The 18,968-nt window shown below is 65.1% G+C and carries 17 protein-coding genes; 4 read left to right on the forward strand and 13 right to left on the reverse strand.

Annotated elements, in window-relative coordinates; genetic code table 11:
• The 10 genes from GTP90_RS30610 to flhD all read right to left on the reverse strand — a co-directional run.
• Positions 1–1,611: methyl-accepting chemotaxis protein (locus GTP90_RS30610; RefSeq protein ID WP_217432050.1), on the reverse strand; the 1,611-nt coding region annotated here is incomplete at its 3' end.
• A gap of 123 nt (positions 1,612–1,734) precedes the next feature.
• Complete coding sequence (locus GTP90_RS30615; RefSeq protein WP_161087063.1) at positions 1,735–2,223, reverse strand: chemotaxis protein CheW; 489 nt, start codon at positions 2,221–2,223, stop codon at positions 1,735–1,737.
• A gap of 19 nt (positions 2,224–2,242) precedes the next feature.
• Positions 2,243–4,435 carry a chemotaxis protein CheA gene (gene cheA, locus GTP90_RS30620; protein WP_161087064.1) on the reverse strand — a complete coding sequence of 731 codons (2,193 nt, stop codon included), beginning with the start codon at positions 4,433–4,435 and terminating at the stop codon, positions 2,243–2,245.
• Between the two features lie 45 nt (positions 4,436–4,480).
• A complete protein-coding gene (locus GTP90_RS30625; protein ID WP_117013625.1) occupies positions 4,481–4,846 on the reverse strand; it encodes a response regulator in 366 nt (121 codons plus the stop codon).
• A 66-nt stretch (positions 4,847–4,912) separates the two neighbouring features.
• On the reverse strand, positions 4,913–5,461 hold the full coding sequence (locus GTP90_RS30630) for a chemotaxis protein (RefSeq protein WP_117013624.1): 549 nt from the start codon (positions 5,459–5,461) through the stop codon (positions 4,913–4,915).
• A gap of 19 nt (positions 5,462–5,480) precedes the next feature.
• Positions 5,481–6,431 carry a flagellar motor protein MotB gene (gene motB / locus GTP90_RS30635; protein WP_161087065.1) on the reverse strand — a complete coding sequence of 317 codons (951 nt, stop codon included), beginning with the start codon at positions 6,429–6,431 and terminating at the stop codon, positions 5,481–5,483.
• 45 nt (positions 6,432–6,476) lie between these two features.
• Positions 6,477–7,337, reverse strand: coding sequence for a flagellar motor stator protein MotA (motA, locus tag GTP90_RS30640; protein WP_161087066.1), 861 nt, complete (start codon positions 7,335–7,337; stop codon positions 6,477–6,479).
• A 131-nt stretch (positions 7,338–7,468) separates the two neighbouring features.
• Complete coding sequence (locus GTP90_RS30645; protein WP_371875150.1) at positions 7,469–8,266, reverse strand: class I SAM-dependent methyltransferase; 798 nt, start codon at positions 8,264–8,266, stop codon at positions 7,469–7,471.
• Entirely contained in the window at positions 8,263–8,808 is a 546-nt protein-coding gene (gene flhC, locus GTP90_RS30650) for a flagellar transcriptional regulator FlhC (RefSeq protein WP_161087067.1), read from the reverse strand. Before flhC ends, GTP90_RS30645 begins: the two co-directional genes overlap by 4 nt.
• Positions 8,809–8,829: 21 nt before the next feature.
• Complete coding sequence (gene flhD, locus GTP90_RS30655) at positions 8,830–9,147, reverse strand: flagellar transcriptional regulator FlhD (RefSeq protein ID WP_008450090.1); 318 nt, start codon at positions 9,145–9,147, stop codon at positions 8,830–8,832.
• Between the two features lie 584 nt (positions 9,148–9,731).
• On the opposite strand from flhD, the gene kynU reads away from it, so the two are divergent.
• From kynU to GTP90_RS30675, 4 genes are all read left to right on the forward strand, one after another.
• On the forward strand, positions 9,732–10,982 hold the full coding sequence (gene kynU / locus GTP90_RS30660) for a kynureninase (RefSeq protein WP_161087068.1): 1,251 nt from the start codon (positions 9,732–9,734) through the stop codon (positions 10,980–10,982).
• Between the two features lie 16 nt (positions 10,983–10,998).
• Positions 10,999–11,874, forward strand: coding sequence for a tryptophan 2,3-dioxygenase (gene kynA, locus GTP90_RS30665; protein ID WP_161087069.1), 876 nt, complete (start codon positions 10,999–11,001; stop codon positions 11,872–11,874).
• Between the two features lie 328 nt (positions 11,875–12,202).
• Positions 12,203–12,748, forward strand: a complete 546-nt coding sequence (locus GTP90_RS30670; protein WP_161087070.1) for an RBBP9/YdeN family alpha/beta hydrolase — start codon at positions 12,203–12,205, stop codon at positions 12,746–12,748.
• Positions 12,749–12,807: 59 nt separating this feature from the next.
• A complete protein-coding gene (locus GTP90_RS30675) occupies positions 12,808–13,407 on the forward strand; it encodes a CHRD domain-containing protein (protein WP_161087071.1) in 600 nt (199 codons plus the stop codon).
• Here GTP90_RS30675 and GTP90_RS30680 read toward each other — a convergent pair whose 3' ends face one another.
• The 3 genes from GTP90_RS30680 to GTP90_RS30690 form a co-directional block, all read right to left on the reverse strand.
• The gene (locus GTP90_RS30680; protein WP_254452123.1) at positions 13,408–15,408 is read right to left on the reverse strand and encodes a CocE/NonD family hydrolase; all 2,001 of its coding nucleotides are present in this window, start codon (positions 15,406–15,408) and stop codon (positions 13,408–13,410) included.
• Between the two features lie 58 nt (positions 15,409–15,466).
• Complete coding sequence (gene htpG / locus GTP90_RS30685; protein WP_161087072.1) at positions 15,467–17,386, reverse strand: molecular chaperone HtpG; 1,920 nt, start codon at positions 17,384–17,386, stop codon at positions 15,467–15,469.
• 105 nt (positions 17,387–17,491) lie between these two features.
• Positions 17,492–18,937 carry an aminotransferase-like domain-containing protein gene (locus GTP90_RS30690; protein WP_371875151.1) on the reverse strand — a complete coding sequence of 482 codons (1,446 nt, stop codon included), beginning with the start codon at positions 18,935–18,937 and terminating at the stop codon, positions 17,492–17,494.
• Positions 18,938–18,968: the final 31 nt, after the last annotated feature.

An 18,968-nucleotide genomic window follows, 5' to 3' on the forward strand; every position in this document is an offset into this window, starting at 1 on the left:
ACGGGCGGTCACGGCCGGCGCCGGACGCGGGGCCGGCATGGCCGGGGCCGCACGGCGCACCTGGTCGTTCGACAGCTTGAAGATGCTGACCGCCTGGGCCAGCATCTCGGCCTGTTCCTGCATGCTCTCGGCCGCCGCGGCGGCCTCCTCCACCAGCGCGGCGTTCTGCTGGGTCATCTCGTCCATCTGGGTGATGGCCTGGTTGACTTCCTCGATGCCGTTGCTCTGTTCCTGGGTGGCGGCGGTGATCTCGCCCATGATGTCGGCCACCTGGCGGATCGAGGTGACGATCAGGCCCATGGTCTGGCCGGCCTCGTCGACCAGCTTGCTGCCGGCGTCGACCTTGTCGACCGAGTCGCCGATCAGTTCCTTGATTTCCTTGGCCGCGCCGGCCGAGCGCTGCGCCAGGTTGCGCACCTCGGAGGCCACCACCGCGAAGCCGCGGCCCTGCTCGCCCGCGCGGGCCGCCTCCACCGCGGCGTTCAGCGCCAGGATGTTGGTCTGGAAGGCGATGCCGTCGATCACGCCGATGATGTCGACGATCTTGCTGGAGCTGGCCTTGATCGAGCCCATGGTCTCGACCACCTGCGCCACCACGGAGCCGCCCTTCTCCGCCACCGACGAGGCGGTCACGGCCAATTGATTGGCCTGGCGCGCGTTGTCGGCGTTCTGCTTGACGGTGGAGGTCAGTTCCTCCATCGACGAGGCGGTTTCTTCCAGCGAGCTGGCCTGCGACTCGGTGCGGGCCGACAGGTCGGCGTTGCCCGAGGCGATTTCCTGCGAGGCGGTCGAGATCAGGTCGGTGCCGCTGCGCACGTCGCCGACCGTCTTGGCCAGGCTGTCGTTCATGTCCTTGAGCGCCTGCAGCAGCTCGCTGGTCTCGTCCTGGCCTTCGACGTGCACCTGCGAGGTCAGCTCGCCGGCCGCCACCTTCTGCGCCACCTCGACCGCGCCCGACAGCGGCACCGTGATCGAGCGGGTGATCACCACCGCGCAGGCCACGCCGATCGCCACCGCGACCGCGCCCAGCAGGAACAGCATCATCATCAGGCTGCGGTCGGCCGTGACCGAGCTGTCCATCACGTCGCGCGCGGCGGCCTGCTGCATGTCGACCAGCTTGTTGATCAGCGTCAGCGTCTGCTGGTTGAGCGGGTCGATGCGGCCGGAGATGACCTTGGCCGCGCCCTCGCTGTTAAACGCCAGCACCTGGCCGATGGCTTCCTTGAAGGCCTTGTCGACGTCGGCGTCCAGCGCGGCGATGTCGGCCAGCGCCTTCTTCTCGTTGTCGTTCAGGCCCAGCGCCTTCAGGTCGGCCTGGGCTTTTTCATAGCGGGCGCGCTGGTCCTTGACCTTCTGCTCTTCCTTCTGCATCAGGCTCACGTCCGACTGCAGGCCGATGTTGCGCATCGCGATGCCGGTTTCCAGCATCGCGCTTTTCATGGTGCCGGCCTGCAGGTTCTTCTGGGTCGACAGCTCCAGGCCGCGCGTGAGCTTGCCCTTGTTGCTGTAGTTGAGGTAATTGGTCATCAGGACCATGACCACCAGGATCGCCAGGATGGCGCCGAAACCAAGGCGCAGCCGTGAGCCGATTTTGAAGTCGCGTAAATTCATGTTGTTTTCTCCCCTATGCTGTCTGTGCTTGTCCGCCGGGTACTGCTCGCGGACCCCGTTATTGTGTAGGTGATAGGCGCGCACTCTGTTGGGCGCTGCCGTGGCTGCTTGCCGGGGCGTGGATTAGGCCGCCAGCTGTTCCATCAGACCCATCTCGGCGCTCGACATCAGTTTGTCGATGTTCACCAGGATCAGCATACGCTCATCAATGGTGCCCAGTCCAATCATGTAGTCGGAACTGAAGGCGGTGCCCATTTCCGGCGCCGGCTTGACCTGCTCGGGCGTGAGCGTGGTCACGTCCGACACCGAGTCCACCACCATGCCGACGATGCGGCCGTTGATGTTGAGGATGATGACCACGGTGAACTGGTCGTACACCGGTTCGCCCAGCTTGAACTTGATGCGCATGTCGACCACCGGGATGATGATGCCGCGCAGGTTGATCACGCCCTTGATGAACTCGGGCGCGTTGGCGATGCGGGTGACCGTCTCGTAGCCGCGGATCTCCTGCACCTTGAGGATGTCGATGCCGTATTCCTCCGAGCCGAGCGTGAAGGCCAGGTATTCGTGGCCGGCGATTTCGTTGGCCCCGCTGGTTAGTACGTCTGCCATGATGGTTTCCTTGGTGGGGTTAGCTAAATATCTGTTCGTCAGCGAGCTGACGGGACGAGCGGATCAGGGCGGCCACGTCGAGGATCAGCGACACGCCGCCGTCGCCCAGGATGGTGGCGCCGGAGATGCCGGCCACCTTGCGGTAGTTCGATTCCAGGTTCTTGACCACCACCTGCTGCTGGCCGACCAGGTCGTCGATGAACAGGCCGGCCTTGCGGCCATCGGTCTCGATGATGACCACGATGCCCTGGCAGGGGTCGGTGAAGCGCGGCGTGATGTCGAACATCTGGTACAGCGGCACCAGCGGCAGGTATTCGCCGCGCACCTTGACCACCCGGCCCTTGCCGGAGATTTCCTTGACGTCCTCCGGCGCCGGCTGCAGCGATTCGATCACAAAGCCCAGCGGCAGGATGTAGACCTCCTCGCCGACACGGATCGACATGCCGTCCAGGATCGCCAGCGTCAGCGGCAGCGAGATCGAGATGGTGGTGCCGAACCCCTTGGCCGAGCGGATGTCGACCACGCCGCCCATCGCGGTGATGTTGCGCTTGACGACGTCCATGCCGACGCCGCGGCCGGACACGTCGGTCACCTGCTCGGCGGTGGAGAAGCCGGGCGCGAAGATCAGCTGCCAGACCTCGGCGTCGCTCATGGCGTCGCTCACCGGCAGGCCGCTCTGCTGGGCCTTGGCCAGGATCTTCTCCCGGTTCAGGCCGCCGCCATCGTCCGACACCTCGATGATGATGTTGCCGCCCTGGTGGGAGGCCGACAGGAACAGCCGGCCGGCGTCGCTCTTGCCGCCGGCGCGGCGCACCTCGGGCATCTCGATGCCGTGGTCGATGGAGTTGCGCACCAGGTGGGTCAGCGGGTCGACGATGCGCTCGATCAGCCCCTTGTCGAGCTCGGTCGCGGCGCCGTTGGTGATGAAGTCGACCTTCTTGCCCAGCTTGGCCGCCAGGTCGCGCACCATGCGCGGGAAGCGCGAGAACACGAAGTCCATCGGCATCATGCGGATCGACATCACCGCTTCCTGCAGGTCGCGGGTGTTGCGGGTCAGCTGGCTGACGCTGTTCAACAGGCGCTCGTGCACCATCGGGTCCAGCGTGTCGACGCGCTGCTCGATCATCGCCTGCGTGATGACCAGCTCGCCCACCAGGTTGATCAGCTGGTCGACCTTCTCGATCGACACGCGGATCGACGACGACTCGGCGCCGGGACCGCCGGCGGCCTTCTCTTCCTTCTTGGCGGCCTTCTTTTCCTCCTCGGCCGCGTGCTGCTGCGCTGCGGGCGCCTCGATCACGATGCCGGCCGCGGCGCGGATCTGCTCGACCGGCTGGAAGAAGCCGTAGCCTTGCGCATCCTCGCTGCCGGCCTGGGCGTCGGCGCGGATCTGGTCCAGCGGCTGGAAGAAGCCATAGCCCTCGCCGCCGGCCTGCGCCGGGCGCAGCTCGGTCTCGTCAAAGAAGCCGTAGCCCAGGTCCTGCTCGACCTTGGAACGCTCGGCGCTCTCCAGTTTGGCCTGCCGGGCGTCCAGCGCCGGCAGCTCGGTGACCACCATGTCGTCCGGGTTCAGCACGAACGAGCAGATGGCGATGATGTCGTCCAGGCTCTCGTGGGTGGTGACCACCATGGCGTTGCGGTCCTTGTCGAGCGGAGTGATGGACACATGGCCCATCAGGCCCAGCTCGGCGCCGAGCGCGGTCACCTCGCGGTGCACCATGGCCGGCAGCTCGAGCCGGTAGCGGCGCCCGCCGCTGTGGTCGACCACCTTGGCCTCGGCCGCGTGGAACGACGGCGCCACCGGCGACAGCGCGGTCAGCGGCACGTCCTGCGCCAGCGACTGCAGCATCATGCGCACGTCGCCCACCGCGTCCTGGTCGACCGTGCCGCCGTGGCGGTGGCCGTCCAGCTGCATCTTGAGGATGTCCTTGGCCGCCAGGAAGGCGTCCACGTGCTCCGAGGTCAGCGCCATCTCGCCCTTGCGCACGCGGTCGAGCAGCGTCTCCAGGATGTGGGTGACCTCGGTCATGTCGGTCACGCCGAACGTGGAGGCGCCGCCCTTGACGGAGTGGGCGGTGCGGAAGATCGCGTTGAGGTCCTCGGGGTCGGGACGGTCGACGTCGACGGCCAGCAGCAGGCGCTCCATTTCAGCCAGCAGCTCCTCGGCCTCATCGAAAAAGACCTGGAAGAACTGGCTTATATCGATGGTCATGGGGATACTCCGTAAGTTTCGCTCAGCATCATTGCACGCGCCTTATCAGCCGATGACCTTCTTCACTACCTCGATGAGCCGCTGGGGATCGAAGGGCTTGACCAGCCAGCCGTTGGCGCCGGCGGCGCGGCCCTTGGCTTTCATCTCGTCGGACGATTCGGTGGTCAGCATCAGGATCGGGGTCTTCTGGTAGGCCGGCAGCTCGCGCAGCAGCTTGATCAGCTGCAAGCCGTCCATGCGCGGCATGTTCTGGTCGGTCAGCACCAGGTCCACGCCCTGCAGCTTGGCCTTTTCCAGGCCGTCCTGACCGTCCACCGCCTCCACCACCAGGTAGCCGGCCGCCTTCAGGCTGAAGGCGACCATCTGGCGCAGGGAACTGGAATCATCAACTGCAAGTATTGTCTTGGCCATCTTTGCTCTCACTCATTAAATGCGGGACGTGGGCGTCCGGGTAGTTCAATCGGTAGGTCGCGGCGTTCAGAACAGTTCGATGTCGCCGCTCTCCAGGTGTTGTTGACTGACGGCCTTGCGCAGCACACTGCGCAACTCCAGGCTCTGGATCGCCAGCGCCATGCTGACCTTGCCCAGCAGCGCGACGATCTCGTCGTTGTCGCTCTCGGGCAGCATTTCGGCGCCGTGCGCGCCCAGCGTGCCGAGGAACTCGCGCAGGCCGGTCACGCGCTTGAGCGTGCGGTCCAGCAGCTGGCTGGTCATGTCCTGGAACTGCAGGCTGGTGATGGCGGCGTTGACATAGCCGCCCACCTGGCCCTGCAGCGCTTCAAGCTGGGCCCGTTGTTCGGGCGTGGCGGTGCCGCCGTCCAGCAGCAGCCGGATCGTGGCCTGCTCGGCCTCGACCGCCTGGTGGATGGCCATGAAGTTGAAGGACAGCTTTTCAATGGCTTCCTCCAGCAGCAGGCCGGTCTGGATCAGGTCGGTCTCGACTTCGGTCAGATGCTTGCGCCCATGGTCGGACACGCCCGACAGCAGGCGCTTGACATGGGAGCCCAGGATTTTTTTTCTCGTCATAACAGTCTCGTCACCTGCTTTATTTGCGCACCGGCGGGCCGGACGGCGCGGGCGCCGCGCCAGCCGCCGGCGCCTGGCCATCTTCGGCGTCCACCTCCAGCTGGCGGGCGCCGTCGCGCATCACGTTTTCCTCGGTACGCTTGTTCATTACGATGATGCTGATGCGGCGGTTGATCGGGTTGAACGGATCGGCCTTGTCCAGGTGGGCGGCCGAGGCCAGGCCCACCACCCGCAGCACCTTGTTGTCGGCCATGCCGCCGGCGATCAGCTCGCGGCGCGAGGCGTTGGCGCGGTCGGCCGACAATTCCCAGTTGCTGTAGCCGGCGTCGCTCAAATACGGCGTCGAATCGGTGTGGCCGGACAGGCCGATCTTGTTGGGCACGTCGTTCAGCACGAAGCCGATCGCGTGCAGGATCTCGCGCGTGTACGGTTGCAGCTCGGCCTTGGCCAGCGCGAACATCGGCCGGTTCTGCTCGTCGACGATCTGGATCCGCAGGCCCTCGCTGGTGATGTCGAGCAGCAGCTGGTCCTTGTATTTCTTGAGCAGCGGATTGGCCTCGATCTGCGCCTCGATCTTTTGCTTGAGCGCCTTCAGGCGCTGGTTTTCCTCGGCCTCCAGCGCGGCCTTGGCGGCGGTCAGGTTGAACGTCTTCTTGATCTGCGGGTCGTCGCTGGCCTTGACCTGGCCGTCGCGCCGGGTCAGGTCCTTGCCGCCGCCGGGGATCACCGACGAGCTGTCGCCGCTGCCCGAGCCGCCCTGCATGGCCACCTTGAGCGGCGTCTTGAAGTATTCCGAGATGCCGTTCAAGTCGCCCTTGGTGGTCGAGCCGAGCAGCCACATCAGGAGGAAGAAGGCCATCATCGCCGTCACGAAGTCAGCGTACGCGATCTTCCAGGCGCCGCCATGGTGGCCGCCGCCGCCCTTCTTGATGCGCTTGACGATAATCGGCCGCAAGCCCTCTTCAGCCATGATGCTTCCTTATGGTTGCCACGGCGCCGCCTGTCATGCGCGCGCTCACTTGGACTTCGATTTCTTGATATGGTCCTCCAGCTCGGCAAAGCTGGGGCGCTCGGTCGAGTACAGGACCTTGCGGCCGAACTCCACCGCCAGCGCCGGCGCGTAGCCGTTCAGGCTGGCCAGCAGCGTGACCTTCACGCACTGGTACATCTTGGTCGATTCGTCCAGCTTTTGCTCCAGCAGGCTGGCCAGCGGGCCAACGAAGCCGTAGGCCAGCAGGATGCCGAGGAAGGTGCCGACCAGCGCGTGCGCGATCAGGATGCCCAGCTCGGCCGGCGGCAAACCCACCGATTCCATCGTATGCACCACGCCCATCACCGCGGCCACGATGCCGAACGCCGGCATGCCGTCGCCCAGCTTGGCGATGGCGTGCGCCGGCACGGCGTGCTCGTGGTGGTGGGTCTCGATCTCGTTGTCCATCAGGTTCTCGATCTGGAACGCATCCATATTACCGGACACCATCAGGCGCAGGTAGTCGGTCATGAACTCGACGATGTGGTGGTCCTCCAGCACGCTCGGATACTTGCTGAACAGCGGGCTCTGCTCGGGGCTGTCGATGTCGCCCTCGATCGACATCAGGCCTTCCTTGCGCACCTTGGACAACACGTCGAACAGCAGCGACATCAGCTCCATGTACAGGTCCTTGGTGTAGCGCGAGCCCTTGAACAGGGTCGGGATCGCGGCCAGCGTGGCCTTGAGCGCCTTGCCGTTGTTCCCGACCAGGAAGGCGCCGAGCGCGCCGCCGCCGATCATCACCAGCTCGAGCGGCTGCAGCAGTGCGGCCAGATGCCCGCCATTCATGGCGAAGCCGCCGAACACGCCGACGCAGACCACTACATATCCAATTATGACTAACAAGTGCCCAGACTCCCCGGTATGAAAACGGGCGGTATCATACCTAACAATCGCCCGATTTCAATAAATTTACATGTAGAACTACAATAGCGTGACTAGGGGGGAGCGGGCAAGAGAATAACGCGAAATGATGCTTAAAAGTACCATATGTAGAGGGCATCCTCGCCCGCTGTGGTGTGGATGGTGCGGTCGGGCGCCCGGGCGTCGATAGCAAATTCGTAGCTGGCCAGCATGGCGCCGGGCCGCATTTCGGCCGCCGCCTTGCGCCACAGGCCGGGCATGGCGGCCGGCGACAGGTAGGCGAACACCAGCCGGTACTGGCCGAAGTCCAGCTTTTCGTAATCGCCCAGCGTGAAACGGGCGCGGCTGCCGGTGATGGCGGCGCGCAGCCGGCTATACAACCAGGGCAGCGGCGCCAGCTCGATGCCGTGGCATTCGGCGTCCGGGCGCTGGCGCGCCAGGTACAGCACCAGTCCGCCCAGGCCGCTGCCGATGTCGATCACCCGCAGCGGCGCGCCGCCGGCCGCCGGCGGCGGCAGAATTTGACGTACCGCATCCCACACCGCCGGGTGCGACGGATAGTACGGCACCTGGGTGCGGAAGGTCGACCAGTACAGGCCAAGCAAAATCAGGAAGGCGGCCAGGAACAGCCACGGCGGCAGTTGCAGCGCCAGCGCGGCCAGCAGCGCGGCCGGGAACAGCAGCTGGATCGCGCGCCACCACGCGGCCAGGCCCAGTTTCCAGGTCAGGCCGGCCGCCAGCAGGCCCTGCACGGCGGCCACGCTCCAGTAATCGACCGGTAAACGGCAACTGGCCATCACATAAATGATGGCCAGCGTCAGCGGCGCGGCGCCGCATTGGATCAACAGCGCCCGCACGGCGGGCGCGCGGGCGATGCGCAGCAGGTAGGGATCGGGGCCGGGCCGGCTCACGCGGCCAGGGCGTCGGCGTCGCGGGCCTTCTTGGTCTTGCCGGCGCGCGAGGGCATGTGGCACAGGCCGCAGACATAGCTGCCGTTCAGGTCCATGCAGTTGACCACGAACTTGCCCTGGCATTTGCCGCACGGGGCCAGTTCCAGCATCTTGCCGCTGAAGAAGCGCACCAGCGTCCAGGCGCGGGTCAGCGACAGCAGCGGTTCCTCGCCCGCTTCCGGCGGCATTTGCTCCAGGTACAGCTTGTAGGCTTTCATGACCGCCTCGATGCCGGTGGCGCCGGCGTGCTCGGTCAGGAATTTGTGGATGTTGATGAACAGCGAGGAGTGGATGTTCGGCTGCCAGGTCAGGAACCAGTCGGTGGAGAACGGCAGCATGCCCTTTGGCGGCGACACGCCCTTGAGCTCCTTGTACAGCTTGAGCAGGCGCTCGCGCGACAGCGACACTTCCGATTCCAGCAGCTGCAGGCGCGCGCCAAGCTGGATCAGTTCGATGGCCAGCTGGATTTCCTGGGCTTCCGTCACTACGCTTTTCTTGGACATGATCCGGCTCCGGCTGGGTGATCAGGCGATTTCTTCGACGGCTTGGCCGGCCATCAGGATGGCGGCGTGCGACTGGGCCAGCACGCGGTCCTTATTATAGTTGGTCAGCATCGACAGGATGGCGCTGTCGTCGAAGCGGAAGCGGGCCAGCATCATGTTGCCGCCTGCCAGTTTCAGGATCTGCGCGTTGCTCATGCCTTCGATCAGGTCGGCGATCTCGGCGGCGATGCCGAGGCGGAAGATCGCGGTAACTTTGTCGGCGCGGATCATCTGCTGGGCCAACATCAGGTAGCTCAGGTTAGCGTCGCGAATTTCAGCCATCATATCGTTAGCGGTCATTTTCCATCTCCTAGTATCTGCACTGCGGAACACAATTGCGTTTCCAGTGAGATACATTCTGCGGGAGCAACAAAAATACGAGTAGAGGATGGCCTCCGTATTTTTCGTCAGGAAATAGCGAACGCGATCCGTCGGTGTTTGTCTGACAAACACTCGCGAATCACTCATCAGCGCCCTTGCGGCGCCGGTTTGGTAAGGTCCAATATCTTCAAAAAAGCCCTGTCATGAAGCGAAAATAAAACGATTCAGCGACTCTTTTTTGCTACATCTAACCCGGTTACGGCAGCGTTTTGAGGAACTTTAGGGTTCCGCCGAAAATATTTTGAACTATTTTCGACTCGCCTTCTGCAACCTGATGGCGCTTTTCCGCTCATCATGAATCTGGTAACGGCAGCGATTTGGGGAACTTTAGGGTTTTTTTGAAAAAAATCGAAAATAATTTAAAAAAGTCGCAAAGCCAGCATCCATGCGGGTTTGCGGGCGGGTGGCGGCTCCCCGGCGGGGCCCGCCAGCGGTTTTTCGGGTTACACTGGCAACTTATTGAAGCCTAAAGCATTTCCCCACCCTTGCAAGAAAGTTACATAATGACAACTCGCAATGACTGCCTGGGCCGCGACGCGCAAGATCCGCTCGCCGCGCTGCGCGACCAGTTCGACCTGCCCGACCATGTGATTTATCTGGATGGCAACTCTTTAGGCGCCCGCCCCAAGGCCGCGCTGGCCCGCGCCCAGCACGTGATCGCCCAGGAATGGGGGCATGACCTGATCCGCAGCTGGAACAGCGCCGGCTGGTTCGACCTGCCCAAGCGCCTGGGCAACCGCCTGGCCCCGCTGATCGGCGGCATGGACGGCGAAGTGGTCATCACCGACACCACCTCGGTCAACCTGTTCAAGGCGTTGGCCGCCGCGCTGCACATGCAGGCCAGCGACCCGGCCCGGTCCGCCCGCCGCGTGATCGTCACCGAACGCTCCAACTTCCCCACCGACATCTACATGGCCCAGGGCCTGAGCGGCTGGCTGGAACGCGGCTACAGCGTCAAGCTGGTCGACTCGGTCGAGGAACTGCCGGCCGCCATCGGCGCCGACACCGCCGCCGTCCTGCTCACCCACGTCAACTACCGCACCGGCTACCAGCACGACATGCGCGCCACCAGCGCCCTCGCCCACGCGGCCGGCGCGCTGATCGTCTGGGATCTGGCGCACTCGGCCGGCGCGGTGCCGGTCGACCTGAACGCCGACGGCGCCGACCTGGCCGTGGGCTGCACCTATAAATACCTGAACGGCGGCCCCGGCGCGCCAGCCTTCATCTGGGTGCCGCGCAAGCACCAGCAGCGCTTCCGCCAGCCGCTGTCGGGCTGGTGGGGGCACGCCGCCCCGTTCGCCATGGCGCCCGACTTCGCCCCGACCGACGGCATCGGCCGCGCGCTGTGCGGCACCCAGCCGGTGGTGTCGCTGGCGATGGTCGAGTGCGGCCTGGATGTGTTTGCCCAGACCAGCATGGCCGCCATCCGCGCCAAGTCGCTGGCCCTGACCGATTTGTTCATCGAACTGGTCGAGCAGCGCTGCGCCGATCATCCGCTGGGACTGGTCGCGCCGCGCGAGCATGCCCGCCGCGGCAGCCAGGTCAGCTTCACCCATCCGCACGGCTACGCGGTGATGTCGGCGCTGATCGCGCGCGGCGTCATCGGCGACTACCGCGAGCCGGCCATCATGCGTTTCGGCTTCACGCCGCTGTACACCAGCTATGCCGACGTCTGGGACGCGGTGGACATCCTGCGCGACATCCTCGACCGCAAAGACTACAACGTCGACGCCAAGCGCGACGCCGTGACCTGAAAACGAGATAAATAATATGAGCGATTCCAAAACCAGCGCCAGCGGCTGCCCGATGCATGCCGCCGCCGGCAGCGCAGAATGGCACGGCGCGCAGATGGACTTCAGCAATTCGATGAGCTACGGCGACTACCTGGGCCTGGACCAGATCCTCACCGCCCAGCATCCGCTGTCGCCCAACCACAACGAGATGCTGTTCATCATCCAGCACCAGACCAGCGAACTGTGGATGAAACTGATGCTGCACGAGATGCACGCGGTGCGCAGCCACTTGCAATCGGACGACCTGGCCCCGGCCTTCAAGATGCTGGCCCGCGTGGCCCGCATCATGGACCAGCTGGTGCACGCCTGGGACGTGCTGGCCACGATGACGCCGCCCGAGTACACGGCCATCCGCCCCTACCTGGGCGCGTCGTCGGGCTTCCAGTCCTACCAGTACCGCGAGATCGAGTTCATCCTCGGTAACAAGAACGCCGCGCTGCTCAACGTCCACACCACCGCGCCCGCCGCGTTCGCCGTGCTGGACAAGGCGCTGCGCGAGCCCTCGGTCTACGACGAAGCGATCAAGCTGCTGGCCCGCAACGGCCTGCCGGTCGCCGCCGAACGCCTGAACGCCGACTGGACCCAGCCCACCGTCGCCGACGAGTCCGTCAAGAACGCCTGGCTGGAAGTCTACCGCGACCCGAGCCGCCACTGGGCGCTGTACGAGCTGGCCGAAAAGCTGGTCGACCTGGAGACCGCGTTCCGTTTCTGGCGTTTCCGCCACGTCACCACGGTCGAGCGCATCATCGGCTTCAAGACCGGCACCGGCGGCACGGCCGGCGTCAGCTACCTGCGCAAGATGCTGGACGTGGTGCTGTTCCCCGAACTGTTCGCCCTGCGCACCGCGCTCTGAGATTGCCGCGAGAATACACACCGGGGGGAGGTCTGCACGCTCCTTCGGAAAAACGCTACTGAAACCGCCTTCTAAAACCTTCTGAAAGTATCCGGATCGTGCTGTAAATTCGGCCGCCCCCGCGCCAGCGCGATTCCGCGGATTTCAGAAGGTTTCAGAGAGCCGAATCAGTACCGTTTTTCCGAAGGTCCGCAAAAAGGCACCCCATCCCCCTGCTCCGGCTTGATTCCCGGCATTTGTCCACGCTTGCGCAAAACGGCCGCGCCGGCACATATTGCGCACCTTGGCGCAGTAAGATAAGCACCATCTTACCGAGCAAGGACAACGCATGGACTACGAAGTACTAACCCTGGCCGGCCTGTGGAACTCCGGCGCCGCCCACTGGCAAACGCAATGGGAAGCCAGGCACCCCGGCTGGGTCCGCGTACCGCACCGCGACTGGGACACCCCCGACCGCGCCGAATGGGTGGCCGAGCTGGACGCCGCCATCGCCCGCTGCCAACGCCCGCCGGTGCTGGCCGCGCACAGCCTGAGCTGCTCGCTGGTCGGCCGCTGGGCCGCCTCCGGCTCGCCGCTGAAGATCGCCGGCGCCTTCCTGGTCGCCCCCAGCGACACCGACGCCCCCAGCTACCCCGACTGCACCACCGGCTTCCAGCCCATGCTGCTGGCGCGCCTGCCCTTCCCCAGCATCGTGATCGCCAGCAGCGACGACCCGTACGTCAGCCCGCAACGCGCCCGCCAGTTCGCGCAAGCCTGGGGCAGCGAGTACGTCGAGATCGGCAACGCCGGCCACATCAACGGCGACGCCGGCTACGGCCCCTGGCCCGAAGGCGAACGCCTGCTGCGCGATTTCTGCGAAAAGGTGCACCGCTGAGGGAACTCCCGCGCTGGCCGGCCCTCTAAATAAGCATCACGCACAAGGAGGGAAGAAAAATGAACCAGCATCTCCGCCATTGCGCAGCCGCCGCCAGCCTGCTGCTCATGACCGCGACGGCCAGCGCCGCCACCTACACCGCCATCCTCACCGGCCCGAAGGAATCGCCGTCCAACACCTCGCCGGGCATCGGCGCGGCGGTGGTCGCGTTCGACGCCGCCACCCACGTCCTGGAAGTGGACGTTGCCTTCAGCGGCCTGCTCGGCCCCAGCACCGCCTCGCACATCCACTGCTGCACCGCCATGGCGGACGCCGGCACCGCTGGTGTCGCTACAGAAACGCCCACCTTCGGCGGTTTCCCCCTGGGCGTGATGCACGGCGCCTACAGCAATATCTACAACACCTCGCTGGCCAGCAGCTGGAACCCGGCATTCATCAGCAGCCACGGCGGCACCACGGCCGGCGCCGAGGCGGCCTTCGGCGCCGGCCTGGCCGGCGGCGAAGCCTACCTCAACATCCACAGCGACAAATATCCAGGCGGCGAAATCCGCGGCTTCCTGATGGCCGCGCCCGTGCCCGAGCCCGCCATGCTCGGCATGCTGGGCCTGGGCGTGCCGGTCGTGCTGCTGATGGCGCGGCGCCGCCGCAAGCAGGCCTGACTAGCGCGCCGCTCCGACCAGCGGCAGCTCGATATAGCTGTCGTGGTAGACGCGCTGGGTCGCCTTCTTGTAGTCGCCCGGCTGGGCGTAGAAGATGTTCGGCACAAAGGTCTGCGGGTTGCGGTCGTACAGCGGGAACCAGCTGGACTGCACCTGCACCATGATGCGGTGCCCCGGCAGGAACACGTGGTTGGCGGTCGGCATGGCGAACGTGTAAGGCAGGGCCGTGTTGGCGGCGATCGGCTTGGCCATCTCCAGGCTCTCGCGGTAGCGGCCCCGGAAGATATCGGCCGACACCATCAACTGGTAGCCGCCCATCTCCGGCTGCGCCGCCACCTGGTCCGGGTAGACGTCGATCAGCTTGACGACCCAGTCCGCGTCGCTGCCGCTGGTCGCGGCCAGCAGGTGCGCTACCGGCTCACCGCTGATCTTCACCGGCGCCGTCAGCACGTCCGTCGTGTAGCTCAGCACATCGGTGCGGCCGGACGCCTCGCGCTGGTCGTCCACCAGCCAGCGCGGCCAGGTCTGGCCCTTGGCCTCGTCGTAGCCATACGGCGCGATCGGCCGCGCGCGGTACGGCACCGGCTTGGCCGGATCGGACACATACTCGTCGAACGCCGCCCGCTGCGCCGGCGCCGAGGCCGGCCGCGACGCCTCGCTGGTCAGCCGCAGCTTGCCGCCGGCCGCCAGCCTCAGCGTGGCCGGCGCGATCGCGCAGCCGCTGACGCAGCCGCTTGGCCAGCTGTTCAGCGAGCGCCACTTGTTGCTGCCGGTCTCGAAGGCCGTCACCGGCGCGATCGGGGTGGCCGCCCCGGCCGGCGCCTCATCCTTCAGGTAGCGGTCCAGGAAAGGCCGCAAAATCTCCTGCCGGAAGTGCAGCGCCGTATCGCTGTTGAAGCGCAGCGCACCCAGATGGCTGCCATCGCCGATGCCGCCGCCATGGTTCCACGGCCCCATCACCAGGAACACCTTGTTGTCCTGGTCATGCGGCTTGATCGCCTTGTACACCGCGATCGCGCCATAGATATCCTCGGCATCCCACAGGCTGTGCACCAGCATGGTCGGCACCGTCACCGGCTGCCGGGCCAGGATCTTGTCCATCGCCTGCCCGCTCCAGAACGCGTCATAGCTCGGATGCGCGACGATCTTGCGCCAGAAACCGCTCTGCTCCACGCCGCGCTGGCGCGCCAGCTCCCCCACCGAACCGGCGCGGATGAAGGTATCGTAATCGTCGTAGTGCGAGGTGTACCACTTGGCCTCGTTGCGCCGCGTAACCACCTGCTCCAGCACATACGACAGGTTCACCTGCCGGAACGCGCCGTTGTGGAACCAGTCGTCGCCGCGCCAGCCGTCCACCATCGGGTTCATCGGCACCGCCACCTTCAGCGCCGGATGCGGATGGACCAGCGCCATCAGCGGTAAAAAGCCGTCGTACGAAATGCCGATGATGCCGACCTTGCCATTGGTTTCGGGAATATTCTTGACCAGCCAGTCGATGGTGTCCCAGGTATCGGTCGAATGGTCGACCGGCGTCGGATTGAGCGCGCTGCCGCCCAGCGGCCGGTTCATCACATAATCGCCCTCGGAGCCGTACTTGCCGCGCACATCCTGCACCACGCGGATATAACCGCCCTCGGCGATGACATCGGCCGCGTTGTCATAGCCCTGCAGCATGGACTCCATCTGCGAGCTCTCGTTATGACTGGTCAGCTCGGCCGCGTTGTAGGGCGTGCGCGTCAGCAGGATGGGCGCATGGCTGGCCTTGCGCGGCACGATGATCACGGTATTGAGCTTAACGCCATCGCGCATCGGTATCATCACGCTGCGCTTGACGTAGTCCAGACCGTCCAACGGCGCCTTGAACTCGTCCGGCGTCTCGCTCGGCAATGCTGGATAAAGGGGAACCGCCGCCACGCCCGGCGTCGAGGCCGGCAGCTGGGCCAGGACGGCCGGAGCGGAAACAACAAGGGCGCCAGTCAGCGCCCAGAGGATCTTGTTCATGTACATCCCGGGAGTGTGCCAATGAAACCCTAAAATAGCACAACTCCCGGGACAGGCCTTACTTGCTTGCCCCGTTCAGCAGCATCTCGTTCAGGCGCTTGACGAAGGTGGCCGGATCGCTCAGCGAACCGCCCTCGGCCAGCAGCGCCTGGTCGAACAGGATGTTGGCCCAGTCGCCGAACGCCGTACCCGACTCTTCGTACTTCAGGCGCGTCACCAGCGGGTGGTTAGGATTGATCTCCAGGATAGGCTTGGACTCCGGCGCGCTCTGCCCCGCCGCCTTCAGCATGCGCAGCAAGTTGCCCGACAGCTCATGCTCGTCCGCCACCAGGCAGGCCGGCGAGTCGGTCAGGCGGAACGTCACGCGCACGTCCTTGGCCTTGTCCGACAAGACTTCCTTCATCTTGCCGACCAAATCCTTGTACGAAGTCTCGGTTTCCTCGTGTTCCTTCTTCTCGGCCTCGTCCTCCAGCGCGCCCAGATCCAGGCCGCCCTTGGCCACCGACACCAGCTCCTTGCCTTCGAACTCGGTCAGGAAGGACAGCATCCACTCGTCCACGCGGTCGGTCAGCAGCAGCACTTCCACGCCCTTCTTGCGGAAGATCTCCAGGTGCGGCGAGTTCTTCGCGGCGACGTAGTTATCGGCCGTGACGTAGTAGATCTTGTCCTGGCCTTCCTTCAGGCGCGCCACGTACTGCTCCAGCGAGACGCTTTGCTCGTCGCTGTCGTTGGCGGTCGAGGCGAAGCGCAGCAGCTTGGCCAGGCGGTCCTTGTTGGTCGCGTCCTCGCCGATGCCCTCTTTCAGCACCTGGCCGAACTCCTTCCAGAAGGTGACGTACTTGTCCTTCTTCTCCTGCTCATCGGCGTTCGCCAGTTCCTCCAGCATGCCGATCACACGCTTGGTCGAACCGTCGCGGATCACCTTCACATCGCGCGACTCCTGCAGGATCTCGCGCGACACATTCAGCGGCAGGTCGGCCGAGTCGATCACGCCCTTCACCATGCGCAGGTAGGCCGGCATCAGCTGCTCGGCATCGTCCATGATGAACACGCGCTTGACATACAGCTTGATGCCGCCGCGCTTGTTGCGGTCCCACAGGTCGAACGGCGCCTTGGCCGGGATGTACAGCAGCTGCGTGTACTCGCTGCGGCCTTCCACACGGTTGTGCGTGTGCGTCAGCGGCGCCTGGAAGTCGTGCGACACGTGCTTGTAGAATTCGTCGTACTGCTCCGGCGTGATGTCCGCCTTGTTGCGGGCCCACAGCGCGCTGGCCTGGTTGACGGTCTCCAGTTCGTCCTTGACGACGGTTTCCTTCTTCTCCTCGTCCCACTCCTCCTTCGCCATCACGATCGGCAGCGAGATATGGTCAGAGTACTTGCGGATGATGGACTTGATCTTCCACGACGACAGCAGCTCGTCCTCGCCCTCGCGCAGGTGCAGGATGATGTCGGTGCCGCGGCCGGTCTTCTCGATCTGCTCGACCGAGTAATCGCCCTCGCCGGCAGATTCCCAGCGCACGCCCTCGGAGGCCGGCGCGCCGGCGCGGCGGGTTTCGACGGTGATATTGTCGGCCACGATGAAGCCCGAATAGAAGCCCACGCCGAACTGGCCGATCAGGGCCGCATCCTGCTGCTGGTCGCCCGACAGCTTGCCGAAGAATTCCTTGGTGCCCGATTTGGCGATGGTGCCCAGGTGCGAGATCGCCTCGTCGCGGCTCATGCCGATGCCGTTGTCGGAAATCGTGATGGTGCGCGCGGCCTTGTCGAACGATACCTTGATCTTCAGCTCATGGTCGTTGCCATACAGGGCGTCGTTGTTGATCGCCTCGAAGCGCAGCTTGTCGGACGCGTCGGACGCGTTCGAAATGAGCTCGCGCAGGAAAATCTCTTTATTCGAGTACAGCGAGTGGATCATCAGCTGCAGCAGCTGTTTTACTTCGGCCTGAAATCCCAGGGTTTGCTTATCGGTGTCTGCCATTTTGAAAGCCTCAATAGTCTTGTGGTGGATGATACAAAAAACGCAAAAGTTCCAAGAAAGTGGGGATTATAAGAGTGATTTCAAGAGCGGCCCCTCATTTGCCCCTCATTGACCCAACTCCCGCTCCAGGAAGCGCCACACCGCCGGCTCCTGCATGGCCGCCACGTTGAGCCGCATGCGGGTCGACGGCAGCTGCTTGGGCGAGAACAGGCTGCCCGGCGCCAGCAGCATGTTATGCGCCATCGCCTTCTCGGTCAGCACATTGGTGTCGCAGCCCGCATCGACCCACACGAACATGCCGGCCGGCGCCACCACGTCCACCTTCAGCCCCACCCGCTCCATCTGGCGGATGGTCTTGGCGCGGATGCCGTCGAGCCGCGCGCGCACGCGGTCGATATGCTTGCGGAACGAACCCTCCGACAGCACCTTGTACACCACCCGCTCGCCGATATCGCTGGTGGTCAGCATGGTCAGCATCTTGCGGTCGGCCAGGCGTTCGGCGCGTTCCGGCGAGGTCGCGATGAAGCCCACCCGCAGGTTGGCCGCCATCGTCTTCGAAAAGCCGCCCAGGTAAATCACCCTTTGCAGCTGGTCCAGCGCCGCCAGCCGCGTGGCCGGCTGCACCGCCACGCCCGGATGCAGGTCGCAGTAGATATCGTCTTCGACGATGATGAAGTCATGCTCCTCCGCCAGCCGCAGCACCTGGAAGGCCTTGGCCGCCGACAGCGAGGTCGAACTGGGATTGTGCAGCACCGAATTGATGATGTACAGCTTGGGCTTGTGCAGCGCCGCCAGCTCCGCCAGCTGGGCGATGTCCGGACCGTCGGCCAGGCGCGGGATGCCCACCACCTTGGCGCCCAGCGCCGCGAAGGAGCCGAACATCAGGAACCAGGCCGGATCGTCGACAAAGATGGTGTCGCCAGGCCGCGTGAACTCGCGCGCCACCAGGTCCAGCGCCTGCGTCACGCCGGCCGTGGTGACGATCTGCTCCGGCGCGGCGGCGATCTCCAGCTCGGCCAATTTCAGCTGCAGCTGCTGGCGCAGCGGCAGGAAGCCCTGCGGCACGCCATAGCCGATCAGCAGGTTGGTATTTTGCCGGCTGACCGCGCGCAGCGCATTGCCGATGGCGACGCCGTCCAGCCAGTCCGGCGGCAGCACGCCGGTGCCCGGCATCTGCCCGTGCGGCATCTGGCGGAACATATTCCGCACCAGCCAGACCACGTCGATCGGCTTGACGCCGGGGTGGTCGCGTTCCGCCTCGCCGGTCCGGCGCCGCCCGCCCGGACGCCGCTGCGCCAGGTTCAGCTCCATCGCCGCCGGTTCGCGCACGAAGAAGCCCGCGCCCCGGCGCGACTCCAGATAGCCGGAGGCCACCAGCTTGTCGTAGCTGGCCACCACCGTGAACGCCGACACCCCATGCGCCGCCGCGAACGCGCGGATCGACGGCATGCGCGCGCCGCCGCGCAACAGGCGGTCGTCGATGCGCGCGGCCACCGAGCGCACGATCTGGTCGATCAGCGTCTCGCCCGACTCGCGCGACAGCAGGCCCACGATCGTCCCGGACTGCGCCGCCTTGCCAGCC

The sequence above is a fragment of the Duganella vulcania genome (assembly GCF_009857655.1).
Classification (GTDB): domain Bacteria; phylum Pseudomonadota; class Gammaproteobacteria; order Burkholderiales; family Burkholderiaceae_D; genus Rugamonas; species Rugamonas vulcania.